This is a genomic window from Undibacterium sp. GrIS 1.2 (assembly GCF_040544435.1).
Taxonomy (GTDB): Bacteria; Pseudomonadota; Gammaproteobacteria; order Burkholderiales; family Burkholderiaceae_D; genus Undibacterium.
The window spans coordinates 1-21,785 of the sequence record NZ_JBEONP010000009.1 but is presented as its reverse complement, the minus strand read 5'-3'; the positions used below and the strand labels follow the sequence as shown (position 1 = coordinate 21,785).

Below are 21,785 nucleotides of genomic sequence, written 5' to 3'. Positions count from 1 at the left end.
TCACAGACATTGAGATTAAGGTTGTTGTAATTGCAGAATAATCTTATGCCTAACAAGTCGTTGAAAGCAATTTTTGTTTCGTCAATATTTGTAGCGTCAGCGCAACGTTTGACATGTGCTGGTCGTATTGCGAGTTTTTAAATAAACACGCGGTGTATAGACACGGCGCCCAACTTTTGAAAGATAAAGTTTATTGCTGCACTGGCTTTAGCAACAGTTTGTAAAGCCTGGCGCAATGGTTGCTCCACCGCTCGAATTGTTGAGATTGAATTAGATATCTGACCTGACTCAATATGCACGGGTTTATCTCTTATTTTATTTATACTCCCTCTATGTATAAAATTATCGTCCATATATTAATTGGGAAATAAGTAGATTTTAAAGAAATAAGTGGGGAGTATGTGTGGTTTCCCTTGTGCAGTATGAACGCAAAATTGTCCCGGCAAGACGCGGCAAGGCTGTTATGGCAGTTTTGCTTAAATCTTATTTCAGTAATGACGTAGCTCTTAAAACGCTGACTTATTGTTTGATCGGCACGCGCCCGGTCGCAACGACGCTGGAGGCACGTTCGCAATGTCCCGGTTGATCATCAAAAAACATATGCGGTTTAAATGCGGCGAGTACCGCTGATTTATGCACCCCGCCCATGAAGAAGGTTTCGTCAATGGCGATGTTCCAGGCGCGCAGGGTGCGGATGACGCGTTCGTGGGCCGGTGATGAGCGTGCTGTTACCAGTGCTGTGCGCAAGGGGAAGGCTCTGCCATCGGGACTTTTAAAATTGTTTTGCAAGTAAGAGAGGGCGACCAGCAAGCGGGCAAACGGACCTTCTGGTAAGGGTTTACTGGCATTGTCGCGCTCGTGTTGTTCAAACGCTTCGATGCCTTGTTCCTGAAAAATCCGTTCAGATTCGTCCGAGAAAATCACGGCATCGCCATCGAAGGCAATGCGGATTTGCTCCAGCTCTTGTTGCGGGTTATCCGGCATCCGGTACAGCAATGCTGCGGCAACCCCAGAATTAATCGCTGCCTGCACATCATCCTCATGCAGGGACAAAAACAAGCTGAGATTAAATGCCTGCAAGTACGGCGATAAGGATGCGCCGCCGACCAGAGCCGCACGCGAAATATCCAAACCATAATGTTTGATCGAGTTAAAAATCCGCAATGAGGTTTCTGAGGAATTGCGCGACATGATGACGACTTCGACCAAGCGATGATCAGGCGTAAGGGTGTTTAAATGCAGCAGCGCTTTGACCAGTGCAAAACCAGCACCGGGCTTGAGGATGGTGTTTTCATGCGCGAGCTGGTGCTGGCAATAAACCGCCAATCCTTCGTTTTGAAAAATCGTCTCTTCCGTTTCCAGATCAAACAGCGCGCGGGATGAGATGCCAATGACTAACAAGTTGTCGAGAGAAAAAGCCATGTTGTGTTGAGTTGGATAATAGAGAATTGAAATTAAAAAAACTGAAGATAAATTAAGAAAAATTCATCTACCCGGCGACAATTAGTCCAGCCCGATACGACTATCAAACTGCTCCAGTACCTCTAACTCAACTAACTTAAGCATGTTGATATTGGTACTCTCTAAAACGACCAGGGGCGCAACGCCCTCTGCCAGTGCTTCTAGCCAGCGGTTGGCACATAGGCACCATTGATCACCCGGTTGCAAGCCAGGGAAATTCCATTCCAACCGCGGCGTACTTAAATCATTTCCACGACTTTTACTAAACGCTAAAAACGTTGCCGTCATCACAGCACAGACAATATGTGTGCCGACATCTTCCTGATTGGTCTTGCAACAGCCATCGCGGAAAAAACCCGTTAGCGGATCAAACGAGCAGGGGACTAGCGGTTGTCCGAAGACATTTAAAGCGGGTACGGTGGAAGAAGTGGAGTTTGCCATATCAGTCAGTTACTTTCGTTTGGGTGCGTTTTTTTGCCCACGATAACATTGCCGGCCCGAATAAACGAGAGATGGTATGACGGTATTTTGCAAAAAAACGATAAGAGAGAACGAGTATATGGCGCAACCAGGAGCGTGTGTAAATCCATGCCAGTAGTTTTAAGTCCGTACGTTGGTAGGCTGCCTCAAATACGTCCACACCGATGAGTGTCACAGTGTCTTTGCCATCGCCTTCCAGCCGCCCATGTATCTGCTCCATCGCTTGCTCGCAACTAATCTGGTAGCGATCAGACTGATAATGCTGATCAGCGATATCGACAAACCGGAGCAAGTCGCGTTGATTTTTAGACCGTAGCAGCACAATCTCCGCAAGGCATAAAGGGCATGCGCCATCATAAAAAATAGTCAGTGTTTGCACGTCGAATTCCTGTTGCGATTACTTTGGAAGGGAACAGCATAGCGCAAGACTGGTATTGAGGTTATTTGCGGATTTAGTTCGTAGAGTTAGTGCTGATCAGATACTATTTTGGCTGACATTACATAACCATTTTTTTGGATCTAGTGTTTTGAAATTAGATTTTCCAGCCTAATTGATATCTGATTCGACTTAATATCGCCTAAAACCCCTATTTGACATAAAGATAGGCAAAGCGCACGCTAGGCATATTATTTTTTGGAGATACATCATGCCGCAATATCGTTCACGTACCACAACTCATGGCCGCAACATGGCTGGCGCCCGCGCACTGTGGCGCGCTACTGGCATGAAGGACGGCGATTTCGATAAACCTATCATCGCCGTGGTGAATTCTTTCACGCAGTTTGTGCCGGGTCATGTGCATTTAAAAGACCTGGGCCAACTGGTCGCGCGTGAGATCGAGGCGGCGGGTGGCGTGGCTAAAGAATTCAACACGATTGCAGTGGACGATGGTATCGCAATGGGCCACGGCGGGATGCTGTATTCGCTGCCATCGCGTGATCTGATCGCGGATTCTGTCGAGTACATGGTGAACGCGCATTGCGCCGATGCAATGGTCTGTATTTCCAATTGCGACAAAATCACACCCGGTATGTTGATGGCGGCGATGCGGGTCAATATTCCGGTGGTGTTTGTCTCCGGTGGCCCGATGGAAGCCGGTAAGGTGATCAAAGTCGTTAACGGGACACAAAAAATCATCAAGCTTGATCTGGTCGATGCCATGATCAAAGCGGGCGACAGTAGCGTGAGTGATGCCGATGTGGCTGAGATTGAGCGTTCTGCTTGTCCAACCTGTGGTTCTTGCTCCGGCATGTTCACCGCCAATTCGATGAACTGTCTGACTGAGGCCTTGGGTTTGGCTTTGCCTGGTAATGGCACGATCCTCGCCACCCACTCTGATCGCAAAGAATTATTCTTGCGTGCAGGTCGTCTGATTGTCGATATTGCCAAACGCTATTACGAGCAAGATGACGCTTCTGTACTGCCACGCAATATCGCTACCAAAGCCGCGTTTGAAAACGCGATGGCACTCGATGTATCGATGGGTGGTTCGACTAATACAGTATTGCATTTGCTGGCTGCTGCACATGAGGCCGGTGTTGAATTTAGTATGGCAGACATCGACCGTATCTCACGCAAAGTTCCGTGTCTGTGCAAAGTCGCACCGATGACGGATAAGTACCATATCGAAGATGTGCATCGTGCCGGTGGCATTATCAGTATCCTCGGTGAACTGGCGCGTGGCGGTTTGCTCGATACCAGCTTGCCGACCATCCACAGCAAAACCATGGGCGACGCGATTGCCAATAACGACATCATTTGTACTCAAGATCCGGCGGTGCACCAGTTGTTCCGTGCGGCTCCCGGTGGCGTGCCGACACAAACAGCTTTCTCGCAATCTGAACGCTTTGCATCGGTAGATATGGATCGCAGCACAGGCTGTATTCGCGATAAAGCCCATGCGTATTCGCAAGATGGCGGCCTCGCTGTTTTGTACGGCAATCTGGCTGAAAAAGGTTGTATCGTAAAGACCGCAGGCGTGGATGAAAGTATCCTCAAGTTCAGCGGCAAAGCGCGCGTGTTTGAGAGCCAGGACGCGGCAGTGGACGCCATCACGGGCGACACCGTGCATGAAGGAGATGTCGTCATCATCCGTTACGAGGGTCCAAAAGGCGGCCCAGGCATGCAAGAGATGCTGTACCCGACGTCGTACATCAAATCAAAAGGTCTGGGCAAGGTCTGCGCCTTGTTTACCGACGGACGTTTTTCCGGCGGCTCCTCAGGTCTGGTAATCGGCCACGCCTCGCCAGAAGCAGCAGAAGGTGGTGCGATAGGTTTGGTGGAAGAGGGCGATATGATCGACATCGATATTCCACAGCGCAGCATCAATTTACGCATCAGCGATGCGACATTGGCCGCACGTCGCGCCGCGATGGAAGCCAAAGGCGATGCAGCATGGTTGCCAGTCAATCGTGATCGCTATGTCTCGCAAGCATTACAAGCTTATGCAGCACTCACGACCTCAGCAGATCGCGGCGCTGTGCGTGATTTGTCGCAATTGAAGAAATAGATTTTTGAGGAACGCAACGGTCGTTGTCTGTAAATAATCAGTATTGGTTATGGTTTGAACTGAGAACGACTGTCTTATTGAATCGAGTTTTTTCTCGGCGAACGCAACGAGAAGTCTAAGGCATAAGATTGTGTTTGCATTAGCTACTCATGTCCTGCGTGCCACGTCTGACTTCAACGAATGATGAAATCAAAGTGTGAAGGAAAATGGTGGTTTGTGGCCGCCATTACATCATTGGCCGCACTCGTTATCTTATATTTGATGAAAATCGCGAAAATCACAAAATCTTTCAAGCTTGCGCAAGGATGGCATTACCTATTCAGTTTCACTGGACTACAGCGCGGCTTTTCGTTTGGTGCGTGGATTGTAATTCTTTGCTTGTCACCGTCGGGTGAACTCTTGAAAGGCAAGACTTAATCACCTTTGATCGTGACGGAAGTTTGAGCTGATTTTCTGGTCTCGGCACATTCTGCTCAGTAGCGATCGTCGAACCTACATCTTGTTGTGACTGAAAGGAAGCGGTTGCCGCTCGAAAATGTGCGGCTTTAACGCAGCGCTGACGGAGTCGCCGTCACGTATGAAAATAAAATCTGATTCGCGACTCCCTGTCGAGAGTCAAGTTATGCATTTTTTCCATATTTTTTAAAATACAAATTGCAGACATCGAGCAGCTCGTCGAATCCGATTGTTAATGAGTTCGATGTAATTGCGATGGGGCTACCGCACAACTTGAAGTTCATCCTGTTGAGCGTCCGTTGCAAGGGACCACCTACCTCAATATACCGCTCTGGGTTGGTTATTTTGACGATAAGCGTTTTTTGCTTTTGCACCTCAAATATGTCAAATCCTACGATCTCTGACCATGGAATGAGTCCCGCTGAAACACCGCTTGAATTATCGAATATTCCGGCAGCACTCAAAATAAGCCCGGGCTTTTTGTCGAAGATTTTTTTGACTCCGAACAATCCACAAAGACCAAAGAACGCAATCGATATCACTCCAATTAAATGAACAAGTATGGGACTATTGAAGCGCCGATGAAATTCAATTTCGGCTGAATCTAATTGGACCATCCACAGACCACCGACCACAAACGCGCACGCACATGCAATTAGCAGAAGCATTTTGGTCTTACTAAGTTCTATTATTTTTTCATCAGTGTTACTCATGTGGCTCCTAGTAGTCATAACGCTGGATTGAAAGGCGCGCGCACCGATCAATGAATTTACAGAAACCGCTGATTCGCGCGTCATTTTCGTATGTCATGTTAGCCCATAGTCGTTTTCAAGTACTGCAGCAAGTTTCGCTTCGCTGAGACCGCTCCTTAACCAAAAATCCAAAAACGAAGCAAGGTTATCGTACATATCGAGAGACTCGGGCGGGTACAACACGTGAATTGCGGTACGAGTACGCAGTACGTCAGTGTCACTAGACATGTCGCGACCACAGATCGAATTCCACAAACGAACTCGCTCACTTTCTAATTCGGTTTCTGATGCAACTCCGGTCGAAAACCGATTTGCGACCGCAGCCGCATCGCGAGCTTGCTGAGGCAAATCCGCGGTCACCCGATAGAGCGCGTCGATCATGAACTTCTGGGCAAGATCCACTTCGCTCGGATCGTCCAGATCAGCAACTGAAGTAATTAGTTCGAGGTATTCGTCGGCATTCTTCATAGGCTAACGTTGAGATGCCGGGATCGCCGACACCGAATACTTAAGTGATAGAACAGCCTTTGTCGGCGATTCCCTGTCCATCGTCATGTTAGCTCTGAACACTTTTCAAACGAAGAAAGTGTTTCATAAAGGAGCAAGTAAGTTCAAATACAAATTCGATCTCAGCCATGATCACGGCGTCGTCGTGTTTGACATAAGTATTCTGATACTTGGTGTAATAGTCGACAAGTCTTTCAAACATATTCGCCAATTGCAGCGATCCTCCCCGATCTTTAACATATTGACCTAGAAGAGAGATTTGGTTTTCAAGCGATTTTTGGTTATTAAATAACCGCCGAACCAATATTTCGAGTGCCAAACGTAAATCATCAAGAGTATTGCGCCTAAAGACACCATGGTCGTGTTTCTGAAGCGCCTCATCGAATAGCTTTTTGACCTCAGGGTGATCGGAAAGCCAGTGCTGGGTTTCGATTACTAGAGTTCTGTGGATTGAATTACTATTATCTTGATCGGCGAATTCATTGTACTCAGAGAATAGCTTTACTTTGAGTGTCACAAGTGAAGCGATAGTCCCATCAGGATTCAGGCGATCACATAGTTCGCGAATGATTTGATATTGCTGCTTTGGAGCGAAGCAAAGCAAATTATCTAAGAGGGCTGTTCGTTTATTAGGCGATTCAAAAGGATACCGCGCATGCGGAATATCAATCCCAAAATCAGCGGCATAAGCGGAAGTAATTTCAACTAGTTTCGAACCAGTGAGGCCGCTGCTCGTCATTTCAGTGGCAGCAAAGGAAATAAAAGCGGTTGGAATACGGTCACGCATAGAGATTGCCTTGAGAGCTAACGCTGAGGTGTCGGGATCGCCGCCACCATAAAATTAATAAAGAGAGAAATCGTCATTGGTGATTCCCCCGGCAAACGTCCTGTTATGCGGTTAGCCCAATGCATACTGAGTTCTTTCAGGCCATTGACCATTTGAACGAAATTCCTTGAGCACCTTTGAGGCTGCCTTATTAAATCTACTTCCAGATTCGTCACCGGCCATTGGAAAGAGAAGTTCCACGTCCAGCGTTCCCTTGTCAAAGCGAAAGAGGCCACGGCATTCCCTCGCAAACATGTGGCGACTTTCATAGCGTGGATCTTTGCACCATAAGTCGGCGACAAAGAAATAGTCGATGCAGCCAGACGTCTCCTTGTCTTTAAGTATCCCGATGGACTGTCCATCGACCCGCATATCTCCAGCTAGCTTCATATCTTGCCGCATAACGTTGAGTTGTGCGGCGCGCGCACGAATTTATGAATTGAAAAAAACGCTAATTTGCGCGTCCGTTACGAATACCATGTTAGCCATATAATTAAGCATTCTCACCAAAGATGCGAGTGTAATTAGAAAATTCTGTGCCGACCAACTCCTTTTCAATCACTACTTTGGCCACTTCGAAATCGACTACAAAATTACAAATTTCCATAGATCCACTTCCAATACTTCCTCCATCGCATGCCCCTAGTCCCGTCCATCCAAGCGTTTCATTTATAAGTGCTTCGAGACGGTGCCTTTTCTCAATGTCTTCTTGAGTCCCCATACCGTCAACCAAGTATTCAATGAGAAGCGTTGCATGTTCTTCCTGCTCAATCGGACGAAATCCATTTGCGATAAGGCCATCAACTTCTTTTTGAATAATCGTCTCAGCCTTCTTGAAGAAAGAGGACTTGATCGTTTTTGATTCACCTCGCGTGCCGAGTTCTCCCCAATGGACCGCGTGAAATCCATTTCCAGTACTCCAAGTTTCCCAGTATTCTTTTCTGGCATCGGAAAATTTATATAGTTTCAGCATATCTATCTAGATGGCTAACGTCTGAATTAAGGGGCGCGCTTTAGCGCGTCCCGCTTGAATGATGGGTTAGGCATTTGTACCCTCGCCACGGAGATTGTACCAATGGCGCGCAGACTTAAGACCTTGTTGAGCGCAGGATTCACAGATGGGAGCACCGTGCGCAACATCGAAAGTTGGACTCTTTCCGCAATAATTGCAGTGTACTTTGCTAAGGTCCTGATTAGCGGCAAACTGAGCCACTATATAGGCGAGGCAGTTTTCGCAGACGTAACCATCTAAGCCATGGGATGTTGGGCCGCCGCAGTTGGTGAGCCGCAACGAACAATGCCGTTGTACGGATTCTTCAAATGTGAGTATGTGCCGCTTCATAGCTGCCTAACGCAACGGTGAGCGGATGGCCGCCCACACAATTAATATATACTGAATCGAATTTCGGCCAGTCCGATCGACCATCCTGTTAAGCGTCATGCGGCCAACCTTCCTCATTCCGTTCAAGAACTGTACCAGTCGCTAGGAATCCTCCATCCCATAGCTCGAACTTTACTCCAGGCTTGACAACACGGCTAAATAGTTCAGGTGCAAGTACGACGCAACGAACACACGCTAAATCACCAGCTTTGAACGTTCCGGGTGACTCAATCCACATCCCTACGGTGTTGAGGCCTTCAACTCCATCCATTGCCATTGGGACTCGTCGATGAAGAGATTCGTCAAATAAAAACCAATGACGCCGTTCCGGTCCATGTTCCCGGAAATGAAATTTCAACTCGGCTGTGAATTGGGGCTTCGGAAGCATATGATTTGACGATTAACTTCAAATAGAGTGAAAAAAATTCCGCCTAACCTGGTGGCCTGTCCGCCTATCCTGGCGAGACAGTTCCTTCGAAACTGTTGCTCTGTAATGCTTTCAGCAATATGCTGTAATTTTTATCAGTACTAAATAACCAGGAAAAGCAGACAGCTTTCATGGACGCCGCGCATTTCACTTTTGAAGCAATTTCCCAACAAGCGAAGTTGTTCAATTGTCTTGAAAATTGCCTGCGTGACAAGTGCGATAGATTACGCACGACTTGAGGCTATGTCTAGTGGATTCGAAGGGTGGTCCGCTTTCATCCCTATTCGGACGCTCAAGAAAATCGTTTGATTAGCGCCTTCGAGCACGAAGCAGCCGATCACCAGACAAAGCCCGTCAGACCCAATGTGGACCACTACAAATAGTCGACGAACAAATACCAAATAAAAAAGAGCCTCAAGCTGAGTCTGAGACTCTCTTTTTGACTACATTTGTGGCAGCACGATTACATGAATTCAATCAATGACAGCCACCGTGATGTGTACCCAGATAAGCCGGTGCACCACCATCGGCTCTTGCTAGACTCTGCAATATCCCACAATCACTATTCGCTTGTACGTGCTGACATAGTCTGCGTAGCTCACTTAGCTGCGTTTGCAAATTGCTGAGTTCAGCGATTCTGTGTGCTACATGATGGATATGTTCATCCAGCAGCGTATTCACTTCTGCACAATTTTCTTGTGGCGCGTCGCGGAACTTTAGCAAGCGACGTATCTCTTCTAGCGTCATATCCAGCGAGCGGCAGTTGCGGATAAATTGCAGTCGCTCTACGTGTCCATCGTCATACAGCCTGAAATTGCCATCCGAGCGTGCTGGCGGTGGTAACAATTTTTCTTTCTCGTAATAGCGCACGGTCTCTACCAGACAACCTGTGCGTTTCGCCAGTTCACCGATTTTTAAACCACCGCTGGATGCAGGGTTCTGATCTCTATTCATTAGATCCTTCGCCATAAAATGCCTTTATTTCCAGATTACGCTTGACTCTATACCTACTACAGGGTCTCTAATGTGCAATATACGCTTTTTTAGGATACAACATGCCGCACGACCATCATCCGCATCGCCATTCATCCGATAAGGAAATTGATCATGAACCTGCTCATCAGGCCCATCCTGACGATCAGCATCAACATGGGCATAGCTGTAGCCACGATCATTCGCATGCGCCTGACGCTGCATCAGGCAATCACAAGCCGGATATGGACTTAGTCGCTGGTAAGACGGAGTTGATCGCTGCAGCTGGCAGCGTGAAATCCTTATTCTCCATTGAAAATATGGATTGCCCGACTGAGGAGGCATTGATACGCAATAAGTTTGCGAACATGGAAGGTATCAGCAAACTGCACTTCAACTTGATGCAACGTAAGTTGACGGTGATTCATCTGGCAGATCAACTGACTCAGGTGCAATCTGCATTGAAGGCAATTGGGATGGATGCGGTGTTGGTGAGCGAAGACGCATCTGTCAACCGCGATACGAAGCAAACATCTAATAATCAATCTGGCTCTGTTCGTAAAAAATGGATGCTGATTGGCGTCGCTGGACTAGCTGCGGTCATCGCAGAAGTGATTGCTTTTATCAGTGGGTCTGAGAATAGTTGGCCAGTGATTGTGTTGTCCTTATTTGCGATTAGTTTAAGCGGTTTAGGGACATACAAAAAAGGTTGGATTGCTTTAAAAAATGCGAATCTCAACATCAATGCCTTGATGTCCATCGCGGTGACGGGCGCTGTCATTCTGCAGCAATGGCCGGAGGCGGCGATGGTGATGGTCTTATTTACCCTGGCGGAAATGATCGAAGCTCTATCGCTAGATCGTGCCCGCAACGCAATCCGTGGCTTGATGGCGATGACGCCTGAACAGGCGACGGTATTGCAAGTCGATGGCAAATGGGAAGTCATCGCGGCGGCGGGTGTGCAGCTTGGTGCCAGCATTCGGGTTGCACCTGGTGAGCGGATACCGCTGGACGGTCTGATTAGCAAAGGACAATCAACCATCAACCAGGCACCCATCACAGGCGAGAGCATGCCGGTTGAAAAAGCGCCCGGCGATAAAGTGTTTGCCGGGACGATTAATCAGACAGGTTCTTTTGACTACACGGTGACGGCATTACAAAATGATTCCACCATGTCGCGCATTATTCACGCGGTGGAAGAGGCGCAAGCTAGTAAAGCGCCGACTCAAGGTTTTGTGGATCGTTTTGCGAAGATCTATACGCCTTGTGTATTTTTGATCGCACTGGCCATCGCCATTGTTCCGCCATTGGCAATGGGTTTGCCATGGATGATTTGGTTTTATAAAGCACTGGTCTTACTGGTGATTGCATGTCCTTGCGCGTTGGTAGTTTCTACCCCTGTTACCGTGGTCAGCGGATTGTCGGCTGCTGCCAAGGCCGGTATCTTGATCAAAGGTGGGCGTTATCTGGAGGAGGGGCGTTATCTCAAGTCAATTGCGCTGGATAAAACGGGTACGATCACACAGGGCAAACCGCAAGTCACCGATGTGGTGATGTTGTCCGGTACGGAGCAAGATGGCTTGCGCCTTGCCGCCCAGTTAGCTGCGCGCTCTGATCATCCGATGTCGCTTGCGATCCATTTATTTAGCCAAGAAAAAAACGTTAATGTATCGGTTGATGCAGTGACTGATTTTGAAGCGCTGACCGGACGTGGCATCAAAGGCCAAATCGCTGCTCAATATCATTACCTGGGTAATCATCGCCTGATCGAGGAGTTAGGTATCTGCAATCCGGTGATCGAGGCTGCGCTAAATCGCCTGGAGGCGGAAGGCAAAAGCGTCGTCATCTTAAGTAACGACAATCACGCTATCGCACTGTTCGCCGTCGCTGATGCAGTGCGTGACACCAGCCGTGCTGCGATTGCGGAATTACATCAGTTAGGAATCCGCACCGTGATGCTGACTGGCGATAACACATTGACCGCTAAGTCAATCGCACGCCAGACCGGTATCGATGATGCACGCGGCAATTTGCTGCCAGAAGACAAACTAGCAGCGATCAAACAAGAGATCGCCGATTATCGTACTGTCGGTATGGTGGGTGATGGTATTAACGATGCTCCGGCATTGGCGCAAGCCACTATTGGCTTCGCTATGGGCGCTGCCGGAAGTGACACTGCCTTAGAAACTGCCGATGTCGCTTTGATGGATGATGACCTCAGAAAAATTCCTCAATTTATCCGTCTGAGTCGCCGGACTTCTGCCATTCTCAAACAAAATATCGCGATTGCGCTGGGCATTAAAATCGTATTTTTTATAATGGCGATGATGGGAATGGCAACGCTATGGATGGCTGTATTTGCCGATATGGGGGCGAGTTTGATTGTGGTATTTAATGGACTGCGCTTGTTAAAAGCAGTGCGATCAGAGTCAATCTAGGGCGCTGATTTATATCGCTATTAACCTTGCGCACATATATACGCACATACATTCGCACATATGATGAGCATAAGCTGACTACGTTGTGAACCTGATTTTAAGTGCCGCGTACGTTGCCTTAAATTGTCATCAGTAAGCTTAATACGTATAAGCTAAAGAATAATACTCGTAGTAAGTATATTTTGATTGTCCATAATATCATTGGTCAAAAGGCTGATTATATGAAAAATTATGGGGAGTATATGTAATTTTTGTTTTCGTTAGCTTATTATAAAGATGGCTGCGCTTGGTTAATTTGCGCAGCCATCATCAAATTACGGCAAGCTTCAGGTCATGCTACCGCTCATGCTTTTCTTTTTCAGCCCGTTCTCTTTCTTCTTTTATTTGTTCCTTTGATTTTTCTTTTCCGGCATGCTGGTGGGCGTCTTGTTCCTGCCGCATTCTTTCCCTCTTCTGCGCATCGTCTTTATATTTTTGATCCTGTTTGCTTGGTGCAGGATAAGGATTTGCATCTTTAGATTTAGCTTGCTCCATCGCATTTTTGTCACGTGGTGGATTTGGCTGCTGCGCTGTTGGCTGTCCTTTGGATTGCGCTGGTGCTTGATTTTGCTGCATTGGTTGCGGCGTGTTATTCACCGCTGCATTTGGGCTTAAGTTTGGGCTTAAATTCGGACCTAAATTAGTAGGTGACGGTGATGGCGACTGTGGCACTGAGGCATGCATAGGCGCGGCTTGTGGTGTAGCTGTTGCCGTTGATTTAGCTTGATCGTTTGGATGATTTTGTGTCGCTTGCATCATGTGCGGCTGCACCTCTGATCGGACCATTTGCGGTGCTGGCATAGTTACCGGACCTCTGCCAGGTACAAAGGCAGGTATTGGTTTTGCAGAGGCAGGTTCTGGTGCCATCGCTTTGACTACTGGCGGCATCATTGCAGCCAGATGAGCTTGCGCCGGAACCAAGGTATTAACCGCTTGCCCGTTAGCAGTTACGCCTGGTGGCGCAACGATAGTTACGTTGGTGACATTCGTGACGTTGGTGACATTTTTGATGTTGTTAACATTGTTCGTCACGTTATTAGTGACGTTGGTGTTGTTACTATTATTTACATTATTGTTATTTGAGTTAATGCGCATCCCTTCCCGGATGACTGGTGGTGCACCTGTAACGACTGCCGGTGGAGTACCAATTGGCGCAGGTACGATTAAGCCAAAACGAGATCCCGGTGGCGGTGGAACAAAGCATCCATCCGGACCGATTGGGCGTGGTCCTGCGATAACGCCAACGTTGACTGCCGCAAATGCGATATTTAAACTAATAGACGGTGCAATAAACCGCACACCTGGCGCTGCCCAAAAACCATTCACAAAAATCACCGAACCTCCGCGATTTTCATAATAAGGATGTACCCAGGCATAACCTATTTGTGGTGGTGGTGCCCAGCGACCATGCGCCCAAATCCAATTGCCGTCCCACACCCAATAACCACCGGTCCACACCGCTCCATCAAATGGTTGAGGTGGTGGCAGCTCTACCAGCATCGCCGGAGGTGCCCATGCCACTCTGACCGGAGGCGGCTGATAAATGGGCGGATCGATATATACGCTGACAACTGATTGTGGTGCCGGTGCTTGGTAAACGACAGGCGCTTGCGTCTGCACATAGACCACTCTCGGTGGCGGTGGTGGCGCGACGACGCAGGCACTTAACATTGATATAGCCGCTGCGCTCAGTACCCATTTATGTTTTGTCATTTGATGCTCCGATGATGATGCGCTGTGATATTGGCACGATGATTTGGTCTTGTTGACTGCATTAGCTTGAGGATTTTTTTATGCATTTCAATCAATTGAGATGCTTGTATTTATATTGCAAGGATTGAAGATGCGTGCTGTTAGTTTTGTTGTTCGCCATCCTAGCTTCAAAACGTTGCTTATCCTCATACGGATGACAATTTCCTTCTAAATTCTGCAACAATCTGTAACAATGTCGTAGGGATTAAATTCGTATAAAAAAGCATTAAAAAGAGCAATAAAAAGAGCATCAAATATGCGTACTTCAACTCCATCACTAAAATAGAATTTCTGTCTTGTGCAGAGCAAATAATAATGAGTAGACTAGGTCAATTCCGCAGTTTTAATCGCAAGCAGATTTTCTTTATCTTTGTTTTGCCGATGTCTTTAATGGCGCCTGCTGCCAACGTCTGGTGCCAAGAAGTGAATAGCGATGTGACTGAAATATCTCAGAGAGATCCGATCAATATTGATGTGAGTACGTCGTACACCGCAGGCAATTTTTCTGAGAGTGTCGCGAGTAAAACGGTAGAGAAAACAATCAGTGTGCAATGGTCTATCTATGACACTGATTTTCAGCTATCGACGTCCACTTTAAACCGTACCGCACCTGCCGGTACGCTGAGAACTCGTGTGAATAAACGTGTGCGGATAGTGCCTAAGCTGGTGTCGTCATCTGGATCGGGAGATGTTCTTATCAGTGCCAACCGTGAAATTATTGCAGACGCGGCAACTGCAATCGCGATGAATTTTGTGATGAGTGCCAAGATTGCAGCGGCGGATAGTACCAAGGGATTGGGGACAGGAAAAAACGATTATTCTTTAGGTGTTACAGGGAGTTATCCGTTTGAAAAAGCGTTACTCAGCGGTGGAACCAAGTACACCGTATTGGGTAGTCCTGGTGTGATAAAAATCAACGGCATCACCGAGAACATTCAACTTAAAAATGTATGGTCTGGCTACGTCTCTTTATCGACAGAGTTTTCTTCTAAGTTGACTACGGCAGTCACTTTTACGGTAGAACAACCATCGGTGAACGGGACATCGTATTTTCAGTCAACCGAGATTTCTAGTTCATACCGTATTAATGAATTAGGTGGTGTTCGTATCTACGCGTCCAAGGGTGCAAACCAGAGCAGCCCGGACTGGAGCGCGGGTATTGGATTATTCAGTAGCTTTTAATCTCAACTAAGTTTTAAATACTTTTAATTTGTGTTTGAGTTTAGTTTGATTTGCATCTGAGTTGTATTGGTCTTGTATTTGAATTGCATCAGAGGCGTACCTGCCTCAGGCAATAAATCAACAGACTTTAGACATCATTTCTACATGATCCAAGTAGGACTCGCTGTCATTACTTGCTTCCGTTGCCTTGGTCATTTGCATTAAATTTTGATTATGCGTTGCCCATAAAAGAGTAGGGCAGATTTCAGGTTTGAAAATTTCTTGATAAATTTGCTGACGCATCGCATCTATCAATAGCGCGCGACGACGATATTCGCTACGTTTTTTTGATGGGCGCTCATCTATGGATTTTTCTTCTACAACACTCGGGATATCGAAATTTCCGCTGTGATTCTCTTTTCCGCCAGCCAGTAGCCACAGCTGATTATATTCAGCGTTAATTGTTTTTTTAAATCGATATCTCCATGATCTGTGGATATGATTTTCTTTACTGATGCATTCAATCTTGGTGCAGTTAATTTGACTGGCAATCGCTCTCAAGGCATCTATCAGTAGCAATCTTGGTTGGATGCCATGCAAAGCATGCGTGGCGTCTCTGGCTGCATCACGGCAATGCAGTCCTTTAGACTGTATGCCACCAACTTTGATCAAGATCTCACGTCCTGATCTTACTAATGAAAAAGTCAAACAAAGTAAGGGCGCTTCATTCATGGTCAGTTCTAAGGTCACGCCACCTTCACGTTTGTAGGCATCCTCGCGTAATAGATTAATGGTGAACTTTTCTCCACCTTTACCTTCTAGCTGACACAGCGAAACCCGGTCTCCGATCATGACATCCACTGCCTGTGGTAAACCAAAAATGGAGTGAAATTCTTCAAAGTGGCTTTTGAGTAAGCGCACTCTTTTGTTGGCCGAGATATTTCTGTCAAAGAAGGGGCGGTGCACTGCCTCAATCAAACTCGGTTCTTTGGTGGCGATATCTCGCAGATAACTCTCTTTTAAGTATCTGAACCAAGAAGCGCTTGGTTGTAAAGTAAAGATCGTACGTAATAAAAAACGACTCTGACGCTCATAACTTACATGCTTGGTTGGAAACACCGTACGATACGCCCAGCAAAAGTCCGATGCAAAACGGCCAATACCTGATGACAATGACTTAGCACGGCTAAATGGGCCGATTGCGGCAAGTGTATCAAGTGGTCTAAGACGCTCGATTGAAGCTGATTTTTGTTTGGCAATGTACATAGAACCACCGAGTTGTGTAACTAAATATTTCTGATTGTATCCTATTGTATATAGTATTTATGACAGGACGGTTGTTAATTATTGCAATTTAATATGGAGTGTATGAAGTGTTACCGACCTTGGACTGCACGGATATTGTGATTGCAAATTAACTTATAAAAAGACTATGTCATTGGTAAATACAGATACAGATGTAGACGTTACAACTAACACCAGTGAAAAATCCTGGCTTAAAAAACTCGGTCCGGGTTTAATTGCTGGCGCAGCCGATGATGATCCAAGTGGGATTGCTACCTACTCCCAGGCAGGTGCGCAGTTCGGATTTAATATGCTGTGGACGGTGTTATTTACCTACCCGCTGATGGTCGGCATTCAGGTTGTCAGCGCAAGGATAGGCCGTGTAAGTGGTCATGGGCTAGCGACTAATCTTCGTCGACACTACCCAGCGTGGCTGCTGTATAGCGTTATAGGACTCTTATTGGTTGCAAACACGATTAATATCGCTGCCGATGTATCTGCGATGGGTGAGGCCTTAAAACTCATCGTTGGAGGTCCGGCGCAGTTATATGCCGTTGCGTTTGGGGTATTGTCGTTACTGCTGCAAGTGTTTATTCCTTACAGGCGCTATGTTCGTATATTGAAATGGTTGACATTGGCCTTATTGGCTTATGTCGCGACAGTGTTTGTCGTACATATTCCCTGGACAATCGTCCTGGCAAAGGTGTTGGCACCGCATGTGACCTTAAATACAGAGTACATCACCACGGTTGTTGCCGTATTTGGTACAACTATCAGTCCCTATCTGTTTTTTTGGCAAGCCTCACAAGAAGTAGAGGAGCAAATAGCAGACCCCAAAGCACTACCTTTGATTGAGGCTCCTGAGCAGGCAGCTAGCAATTTACGGCGTATTAAGATTGATACTTATATAGGGATGGGCTTCTCAAATTTGGTTGCTTTCTTTATTATCCTGACGACTGCCGTTACATTGAATTTGCATGGTATTACCGATATTCAGACCTCATCGCAAGCTGCGACAGCGCTGCGCCCGATTGCAGGTGAGTTTGCTTTTATGTTGTTTAGTGCGGGCATTATTGGGACGGGATTGCTGGCGATCCCCGTATTAGCCGGATCTTCTGCTTATGCAATGGCAGGGGCGTTTCAATGGAAAAATAGTCTTGAGTTAGCGCCGCTGAAGGCCAAAGGGTTTTATGCCATCATCGTTATATCAACCTTGATTGGTATCGTGATTGGCTTCACACCGATTGATCCAATCAAAGCTTTGTATTGGAGTGCCGTTATCAATGGCGTGATTTCTGTGCCGATTATGGTCGTCATGATGTTGATGGCAGTGCGACCAGAAATCATGGGGCAGTTCATCATTACAACCAGATTAAAAGTCTTGGGATGGTTAGCAACAATAATGATGGCATTAGCTGTTTTAGCAATGTTGCTAACCATTTGAATTCTCTTGTACTCTTAAGCAGAGTTATTTAATGTAGCGTGTCGACCAGTACGCTAACGTTTCCGTCAGATTCCAGTGGAGCTACTCCAATTAACTTCATCACCAATGGGTAAATATCGACGTTATCAAAAGGCGGTATCACAACGCCTTGTTTAAAAGCAGGGCCGTTAGCGATGAAAAGTGCCTGCATCTCAGGCGATAAATTATCGTAGCCATGTGCGCCGCCGTTAAACCGATTGTCAGCATTCATATCGTTAAAGATCAGCCAGCCAACTTTGGCTAGGCAAACAAAGTGTGGAACACGGGCATTGTGGCCGTAGTGATAGCGAGCAGGAATATCTTCTTTGCGCCAACATTTCATATTGTCATGCGGCTTGAGTAAGCTCGCCGCCAACACATCTTCTTGCCCGGCAGTTGCTTCGATTCCTGCATAACTACCGCTGGTCACTAAGCGGTAACTGGGGGATGGCGCTACTTTGCTAAGACTTATAACCCGCTCTGAACTGGTTGCCGCCATACCGTGATCAGATACGATGATCAAGTTAGCCTGAATATGTCTCAGCTGAAGACCTGCGAGTAATCGACCAATCGCCTGATCAACCATCGCCGCTGATTGCGTTGTTTGTGGTGTGTCTGGACCAAACTCATGGCCTGCGTGATCTACATCATCAAAATACAAAGTTAAAAATCCCGGACGCGACTCAAGAGGTTTGTCTAACCAGTTCAGCATCGTATCAACCCGCTGGTCTGGCGGTAATTTGCCGTCAAATGGACGGAACTCTGAAGGGCGAACGCCATGAATATCTGCTTCAGAACCAGGCCAAAACATCGTCGCTGTGCGTACATTATTTTTTTCTGCCGTGACCCAAATTGGTTCTGCCTCGTCCCACCAGCGACGATCCAGTACGGCGGCTTTATTGCTAAGGCTAAACTTTACGCCGAGTATCTTGGGATCTTCCATCGTGTTCCCTACTATGCCGTGGTGATCTGGTCGCATGCCAGTAACTAAGGTGTAATGGTTGGGAAAAGTAATCGAGGGGAAAGAGGGGCGCATTGCCTCAGTAAAGACGCCATTTGCTACAAGGTTGTTTAGATTAGGAGTGACGTTACGGTGCAGATAATCGGGTTTAAAACCATCAATAGAAACCAAAATCACAGGATGATAATCACTATTATTTTTAGTTATATCGCTTGTTGTCTTTGGGGACTGTGCGCACCCTGAAGCGATCAATAACATTGCGGCTGCAGTACTTGCTCGTAAACATAGTTGAAGACTTAGTTTTATCATGTGCTTTCTTTTTCAAGAATGATTAATTTATATTGCGTGGACTTCTTGCGTAGACTAAATCGAGCAAGTCTACCTTGGATTTTCTGCTAGCTGGATAGTTCAAATAGCCCCTACTAGTTCTGCTTGTTATAAGCAGCTTCAGGCGTCAGGCGATACAATCACAAACCTGCCATCAATTTGTGAAGTCATTGAATTACAGGCGATGATAAAAAAATAGATAAGCGAAACATAGGCAAGATATAAAAAAATAAGCACGACGAAATAAGGATGACGACAAAAGTGTGCGGATATTTTTGTTCACTCCTAAAATTTAAAAACTGATCCACTGATGGCACAGCAAAATAGCATACATATACAGCAGGGATTAGCAGACAGGGATGGCTTGCCTACCCGCGAACGTAACCTGGCGATGTTGTCGTTAGCGATTGGCGTTGGTATGGCCTCACTGGATACGGCAATAGCTAATACTGCGCTCCCGGCTATGGCGGAACAATTACATACGTCTCCGGCAGCTTCGGTCTGGATCATTAACGTGTACCAACTGGCAATGGTTGCAACTCTATTGCCATTGGCTGCTTTGGGGGAAGTCATCGGGTACCGTCGTGTATCTATTGCAGGCTTAGTACTTTTTACAATTGCTTCGCTCGGTTGTGCATGTTCTTGGTCGTTAACATCGCTGGTCGTTGCTCGTTTGCTCCAGGGTATTGGGGCAAGTGCGATCATGGGAGTAAATACAGCGATGCTCAGAGCTATTTTCCCAAGACATCTTCAAGGGCGTGGCTTTGGATTAAATTCTCTCGTGGTCGCTGTGGCGTTTGCGGTTGGCCCTACGACGGCATCGCTGATACTCGCAGCTTGGAGTTGGCCGTGGTTGTTTGCTATTAATGTACCGCTCGGGGTATTCGCATTTTTCTTGGGTCGTAAAGTATTGCCAGTCACGCACCGCGCAACCCATAAGATTGATGGTTTAACCGCTTTTTATAATGTGGGTGCTTTTGGTCTTTTAATCTTACTATTTGGCGATGCCGCTCACCTTGAAAATATCAATACATTAGCAATCGAATTAATAGCGACCATCATCTTTTTTGTCTTACTGTTACGCCGTCAGAGTGGGCACCAGGCACCAATGCTACCGGTCGATTTATTCCGTAGACCATTATTTGCACTCTCGGTGCTCACATCAATTTGTACTTTTACGACCCAAAGTCTGGCCTTCGTGTCATTGCCATTTTATTTCGAAACAGTACTAGGTCGCTCACCGGTACAAACTGGTTTTTTGATGACACCCTGGGCGGTGCTGGTCGCCATCATGGCACCTATTGCCGGGCGTTTGAGTGATCATTATTCACCTGGAGCGCTGGGCGGTATTGGCCTTGCTGCACTAGCTGCTGGCATGTCGTCGCTTGTCTTGATGCCTTTAGATCCGTCCGTATTCGATATTGCTTGGCGAATGGCGATGTGTGGTATCGGTTTCGGTTTTTTTCAAGCCCCTAATCTCAAAGCCATCATGGGCTCTGCACCGTTATCGCGAGCAGGTGGCGCCAGCGGTATTGTCGCGACTTCGAGATTAATCGGGCAAGCATCAGGCGCCGCTTTAGTAGCGCTATGCTTCACCTTGTCTAGCAAAAGTGGCACGACACATGCATTGGTTCTAGGTGCTGTTTTTGCCGCTGTTGCAAGTATTGCGAGTTTTTCGCGTTTGTTTGTTGCAATGGATACTGTTTGATGTTTTTCCAGATTAATGAAAATAGAGATGCTCAATAATGAGTCATCACTTCAAGCCTGCGTTCAGTTTTTGGTTTGCTGAAGTCTAACGAGGTGATTCGGCGAATGCTCCATTGACATCTCTGGCTACTCATAGTTATTTCGTAATTGACCGCTCATGATGTGTTGTATTTAACGGTAAATAAGTATTTAAGAATATCTGTACAGTCGATTTATCAAACGAACACTTGTTATTAGATTGAGGAACAGAGTATGGATAGAGTCCAGTTTTAAATAGTTAGCTACAAGTCAGAGTTTCCAATGAGCATCGCCGGCGTGGATTGTTTGTTTCGCCCTCTGGAGTACGTTCAGTCTGGTTGCGACACAATCTCGAATCATTCAAGAAGCGGCTTTCAGCTTTAGAGAAATACGTTGCTGAGACGGGTGAAGTGCTCACTTAAGCTCAGGTTGTTGCTCTCGAACGTAAGCAGGATGATGATGTTGCAGTCGGCGAGCCTGTAAATAAATTTGTGTAAATGTCCACGGCCTATTAACCTCACCCGAGGAATTGACCGATGAATATTGTAATGGATAGAGACAAACTAAAAGCACTAGCAAAAGAGCTAGCGAAAGACATCAAGAGCGAAGCTGACCTCAACATGCTGTCGAGGGAGCTACTCAAGCTCACTGTAGAAACAGCCCTCAGCGCCGAATTAAGCGAACACCTTGGTTATGAGAAGCATGCCAATAGCAAGCTTGGTCGCGGTAATGCTCGCAATGGCAGCACAGCAAAGCGACTCAAAGGCATGCATGGTGAAGTCGAGATTGTCACGCCACGCGACCGTGACGGCAGTTTCGAACCGCAGCTGGTGCGGAAAAATCAAACCCGCCTCACCACTATGG

The 21,785-nt window shown here is 46.7% G+C and carries 18 protein-coding genes and 1 pseudogene; 7 read left to right on the top strand and 12 right to left on the bottom strand.

Going from position 1 to position 21,785, the window contains the following annotated elements; genetic code table 11:
• Positions 1-519: 519 nt before the first annotated feature.
• The 3 genes from AAKU61_RS05460 to AAKU61_RS05450 form a co-directional block, all read right to left on the bottom strand.
• On the bottom strand, positions 520-1,422 hold the full coding sequence (locus AAKU61_RS05460) for a 5'-nucleotidase (RefSeq protein ID WP_354330320.1): 903 nt from the start codon (positions 1,420-1,422) through the stop codon (positions 520-522).
• Between the two features lie 81 nt (positions 1,423-1,503).
• A complete protein-coding gene (locus AAKU61_RS05455; RefSeq protein WP_354330318.1) occupies positions 1,504-1,902 on the bottom strand; it encodes a DUF2237 family protein in 399 nt (132 codons plus the stop codon).
• A 1-nt stretch (position 1,903) separates the two neighbouring features.
• Positions 1,904-2,320, bottom strand: a complete 417-nt coding sequence (locus tag AAKU61_RS05450) for a thiol-disulfide oxidoreductase DCC family protein (RefSeq protein ID WP_354330316.1) — start codon at positions 2,318-2,320, stop codon at positions 1,904-1,906.
• 268 nt (positions 2,321-2,588) lie between these two features.
• On the opposite strand from AAKU61_RS05450, the gene ilvD reads away from it, so the two are divergent.
• On the top strand, positions 2,589-4,451 hold the full coding sequence (gene ilvD, locus AAKU61_RS05445) for a dihydroxy-acid dehydratase (protein WP_354330314.1): 1,863 nt from the start codon (positions 2,589-2,591) through the stop codon (positions 4,449-4,451).
• Between the two features lie 620 nt (positions 4,452-5,071).
• Here the strand turns inward: ilvD and AAKU61_RS05440 are convergent.
• From AAKU61_RS05440 to cadR, 6 genes are all read right to left on the bottom strand, one after another.
• Positions 5,072-5,620, bottom strand: a complete 549-nt coding sequence (locus AAKU61_RS05440; protein WP_354330312.1) for an STM3941 family protein — start codon at positions 5,618-5,620, stop codon at positions 5,072-5,074.
• 93 nt (positions 5,621-5,713) lie between these two features.
• Positions 5,714-6,127: a hypothetical protein gene (locus AAKU61_RS05435; RefSeq protein ID WP_354330311.1), complete on the bottom strand. Its 414-nt coding sequence runs from the start codon at positions 6,125-6,127 to the stop codon at positions 5,714-5,716.
• 88 nt (positions 6,128-6,215) lie between these two features.
• Entirely contained in the window at positions 6,216-6,953 is a 738-nt protein-coding gene (locus AAKU61_RS05430) for a hypothetical protein (protein ID WP_354330309.1), read from the bottom strand.
• 111 nt (positions 6,954-7,064) lie between these two features.
• Positions 7,065-7,382 carry a hypothetical protein gene (locus AAKU61_RS05425; protein WP_354330307.1) on the bottom strand — a complete coding sequence of 106 codons (318 nt, stop codon included), beginning with the start codon at positions 7,380-7,382 and terminating at the stop codon, positions 7,065-7,067.
• Positions 7,383-7,485: 103 nt separating this feature from the next.
• A complete protein-coding gene (locus AAKU61_RS05420; RefSeq protein WP_354330305.1) occupies positions 7,486-7,965 on the bottom strand; it encodes a hypothetical protein in 480 nt (159 codons plus the stop codon).
• A 1,312-nt stretch (positions 7,966-9,277) separates the two neighbouring features.
• Positions 9,278-9,754, bottom strand: coding sequence for a Cd(II)/Pb(II)-responsive transcriptional regulator (cadR, locus tag AAKU61_RS05415; protein WP_354330303.1), 477 nt, complete (start codon positions 9,752-9,754; stop codon positions 9,278-9,280).
• Between the two features lie 101 nt (positions 9,755-9,855).
• On the opposite strand from cadR, the gene AAKU61_RS05410 reads away from it, so the two are divergent.
• Positions 9,856-12,210: a heavy metal translocating P-type ATPase gene (locus AAKU61_RS05410; RefSeq protein WP_503012582.1), complete on the top strand. Its 2,355-nt coding sequence runs from the start codon at positions 9,856-9,858 to the stop codon at positions 12,208-12,210.
• Positions 12,211-12,546: 336 nt separating this feature from the next.
• On the opposite strand, the gene AAKU61_RS05405 is transcribed toward AAKU61_RS05410, so the two are convergent.
• The gene (locus tag AAKU61_RS05405; RefSeq protein ID WP_354330301.1) at positions 12,547-13,962 is read right to left on the bottom strand and encodes a hypothetical protein; all 1,416 of its coding nucleotides are present in this window, start codon (positions 13,960-13,962) and stop codon (positions 12,547-12,549) included.
• A 354-nt stretch (positions 13,963-14,316) separates the two neighbouring features.
• On the opposite strand from AAKU61_RS05405, the gene AAKU61_RS05400 reads away from it, so the two are divergent.
• Positions 14,317-15,183 (top strand): hypothetical protein, encoded by an 867-nt coding sequence (locus tag AAKU61_RS05400; RefSeq protein WP_354330300.1) that lies wholly within the window; start codon positions 14,317-14,319, stop codon positions 15,181-15,183.
• A gap of 117 nt (positions 15,184-15,300) precedes the next feature.
• Here AAKU61_RS05400 and AAKU61_RS05395 read toward each other — a convergent pair whose 3' ends face one another.
• Positions 15,301-16,428 carry a VirK/YbjX family protein gene (locus AAKU61_RS05395; RefSeq protein WP_354330298.1) on the bottom strand — a complete coding sequence of 376 codons (1,128 nt, stop codon included), beginning with the start codon at positions 16,426-16,428 and terminating at the stop codon, positions 15,301-15,303.
• Positions 16,429-16,594: 166 nt separating this feature from the next.
• On the opposite strand from AAKU61_RS05395, the gene AAKU61_RS05390 reads away from it, so the two are divergent.
• Positions 16,595-17,890, top strand: a complete 1,296-nt coding sequence (locus tag AAKU61_RS05390; RefSeq protein WP_354330296.1) for an NRAMP family divalent metal transporter — start codon at positions 16,595-16,597, stop codon at positions 17,888-17,890.
• Between the two features lie 28 nt (positions 17,891-17,918).
• Here AAKU61_RS05390 and AAKU61_RS05385 read toward each other — a convergent pair whose 3' ends face one another.
• Complete coding sequence (locus AAKU61_RS05385; protein WP_354330294.1) at positions 17,919-19,178, bottom strand: alkaline phosphatase family protein; 1,260 nt, start codon at positions 19,176-19,178, stop codon at positions 17,919-17,921.
• 328 nt (positions 19,179-19,506) lie between these two features.
• Between AAKU61_RS05385 and AAKU61_RS05380 the strand changes: the two genes are divergently transcribed.
• The 3 genes and pseudogenes from AAKU61_RS05380 to AAKU61_RS05370 all read left to right on the top strand — a co-directional run.
• Entirely contained in the window at positions 19,507-20,904 is a 1,398-nt protein-coding gene (locus AAKU61_RS05380) for an MFS transporter (RefSeq protein WP_354330292.1), read from the top strand.
• 283 nt (positions 20,905-21,187) lie between these two features.
• Positions 21,188-21,340, top strand: a pseudogene (locus AAKU61_RS05375) (IS481 family transposase); the annotation flags it as partial.
• Positions 21,341-21,469: 129 nt separating this feature from the next.
• Positions 21,470-21,785, top strand: a 316-nt coding sequence (locus AAKU61_RS05370; RefSeq protein WP_354330439.1) for a transposase, incomplete at its 3' end; no start/stop codon positions are given.

Bases quoted from the DNA above. Each gene is read 5' to 3' on its own strand.
- AAKU61_RS05460 (WP_354330320.1), bottom strand. From the start codon at position 1,422: ATGGCTTTTTCTCTCGACAACTTGTTAGTCATTGGCATCTCATCCCGC.
- AAKU61_RS05455 (WP_354330318.1), bottom strand. From the start codon at position 1,902: ATGGCAAACTCCACTTCTTCCACCGTACCCGCTTTAAATGTCTTCGGA.
- ilvD (WP_354330314.1), top strand. From the start codon at position 2,589: ATGCCGCAATATCGTTCACGTACCACAACTCATGGCCGCAACATGGCT.
- AAKU61_RS05440 (WP_354330312.1), bottom strand. From the start codon at position 5,620: ATGAGTAACACTGATGAAAAAATAATAGAACTTAGTAAGACCAAAATG.
- AAKU61_RS05435 (WP_354330311.1), bottom strand. From the start codon at position 6,127: ATGAAGAATGCCGACGAATACCTCGAACTAATTACTTCAGTTGCTGAT.
- AAKU61_RS05430 (WP_354330309.1), bottom strand. From the start codon at position 6,953: ATGCGTGACCGTATTCCAACCGCTTTTATTTCCTTTGCTGCCACTGAA.
- AAKU61_RS05425 (WP_354330307.1), bottom strand. From the start codon at position 7,382: ATGAAGCTAGCTGGAGATATGCGGGTCGATGGACAGTCCATCGGGATA.
- AAKU61_RS05420 (WP_354330305.1), bottom strand. From the start codon at position 7,965: ATGCTGAAACTATATAAATTTTCCGATGCCAGAAAAGAATACTGGGAA.
- cadR (WP_354330303.1), bottom strand. From the start codon at position 9,754: ATGAATAGAGATCAGAACCCTGCATCCAGCGGTGGTTTAAAAATCGGT.
- AAKU61_RS05410 (WP_503012582.1), top strand. From the start codon at position 9,856: ATGCCGCACGACCATCATCCGCATCGCCATTCATCCGATAAGGAAATT.
- AAKU61_RS05405 (WP_354330301.1), bottom strand. From the start codon at position 13,962: ATGACAAAACATAAATGGGTACTGAGCGCAGCGGCTATATCAATGTTA.
- AAKU61_RS05400 (WP_354330300.1), top strand. From the start codon at position 14,317: ATGAGTAGACTAGGTCAATTCCGCAGTTTTAATCGCAAGCAGATTTTC.
- AAKU61_RS05395 (WP_354330298.1), bottom strand. From the start codon at position 16,428: ATGTACATTGCCAAACAAAAATCAGCTTCAATCGAGCGTCTTAGACCA.
- AAKU61_RS05390 (WP_354330296.1), top strand. From the start codon at position 16,595: ATGTCATTGGTAAATACAGATACAGATGTAGACGTTACAACTAACACC.
- AAKU61_RS05385 (WP_354330294.1), bottom strand. From the start codon at position 19,178: ATGATAAAACTAAGTCTTCAACTATGTTTACGAGCAAGTACTGCAGCC.
- AAKU61_RS05380 (WP_354330292.1), top strand. From the start codon at position 19,507: ATGGCACAGCAAAATAGCATACATATACAGCAGGGATTAGCAGACAGG.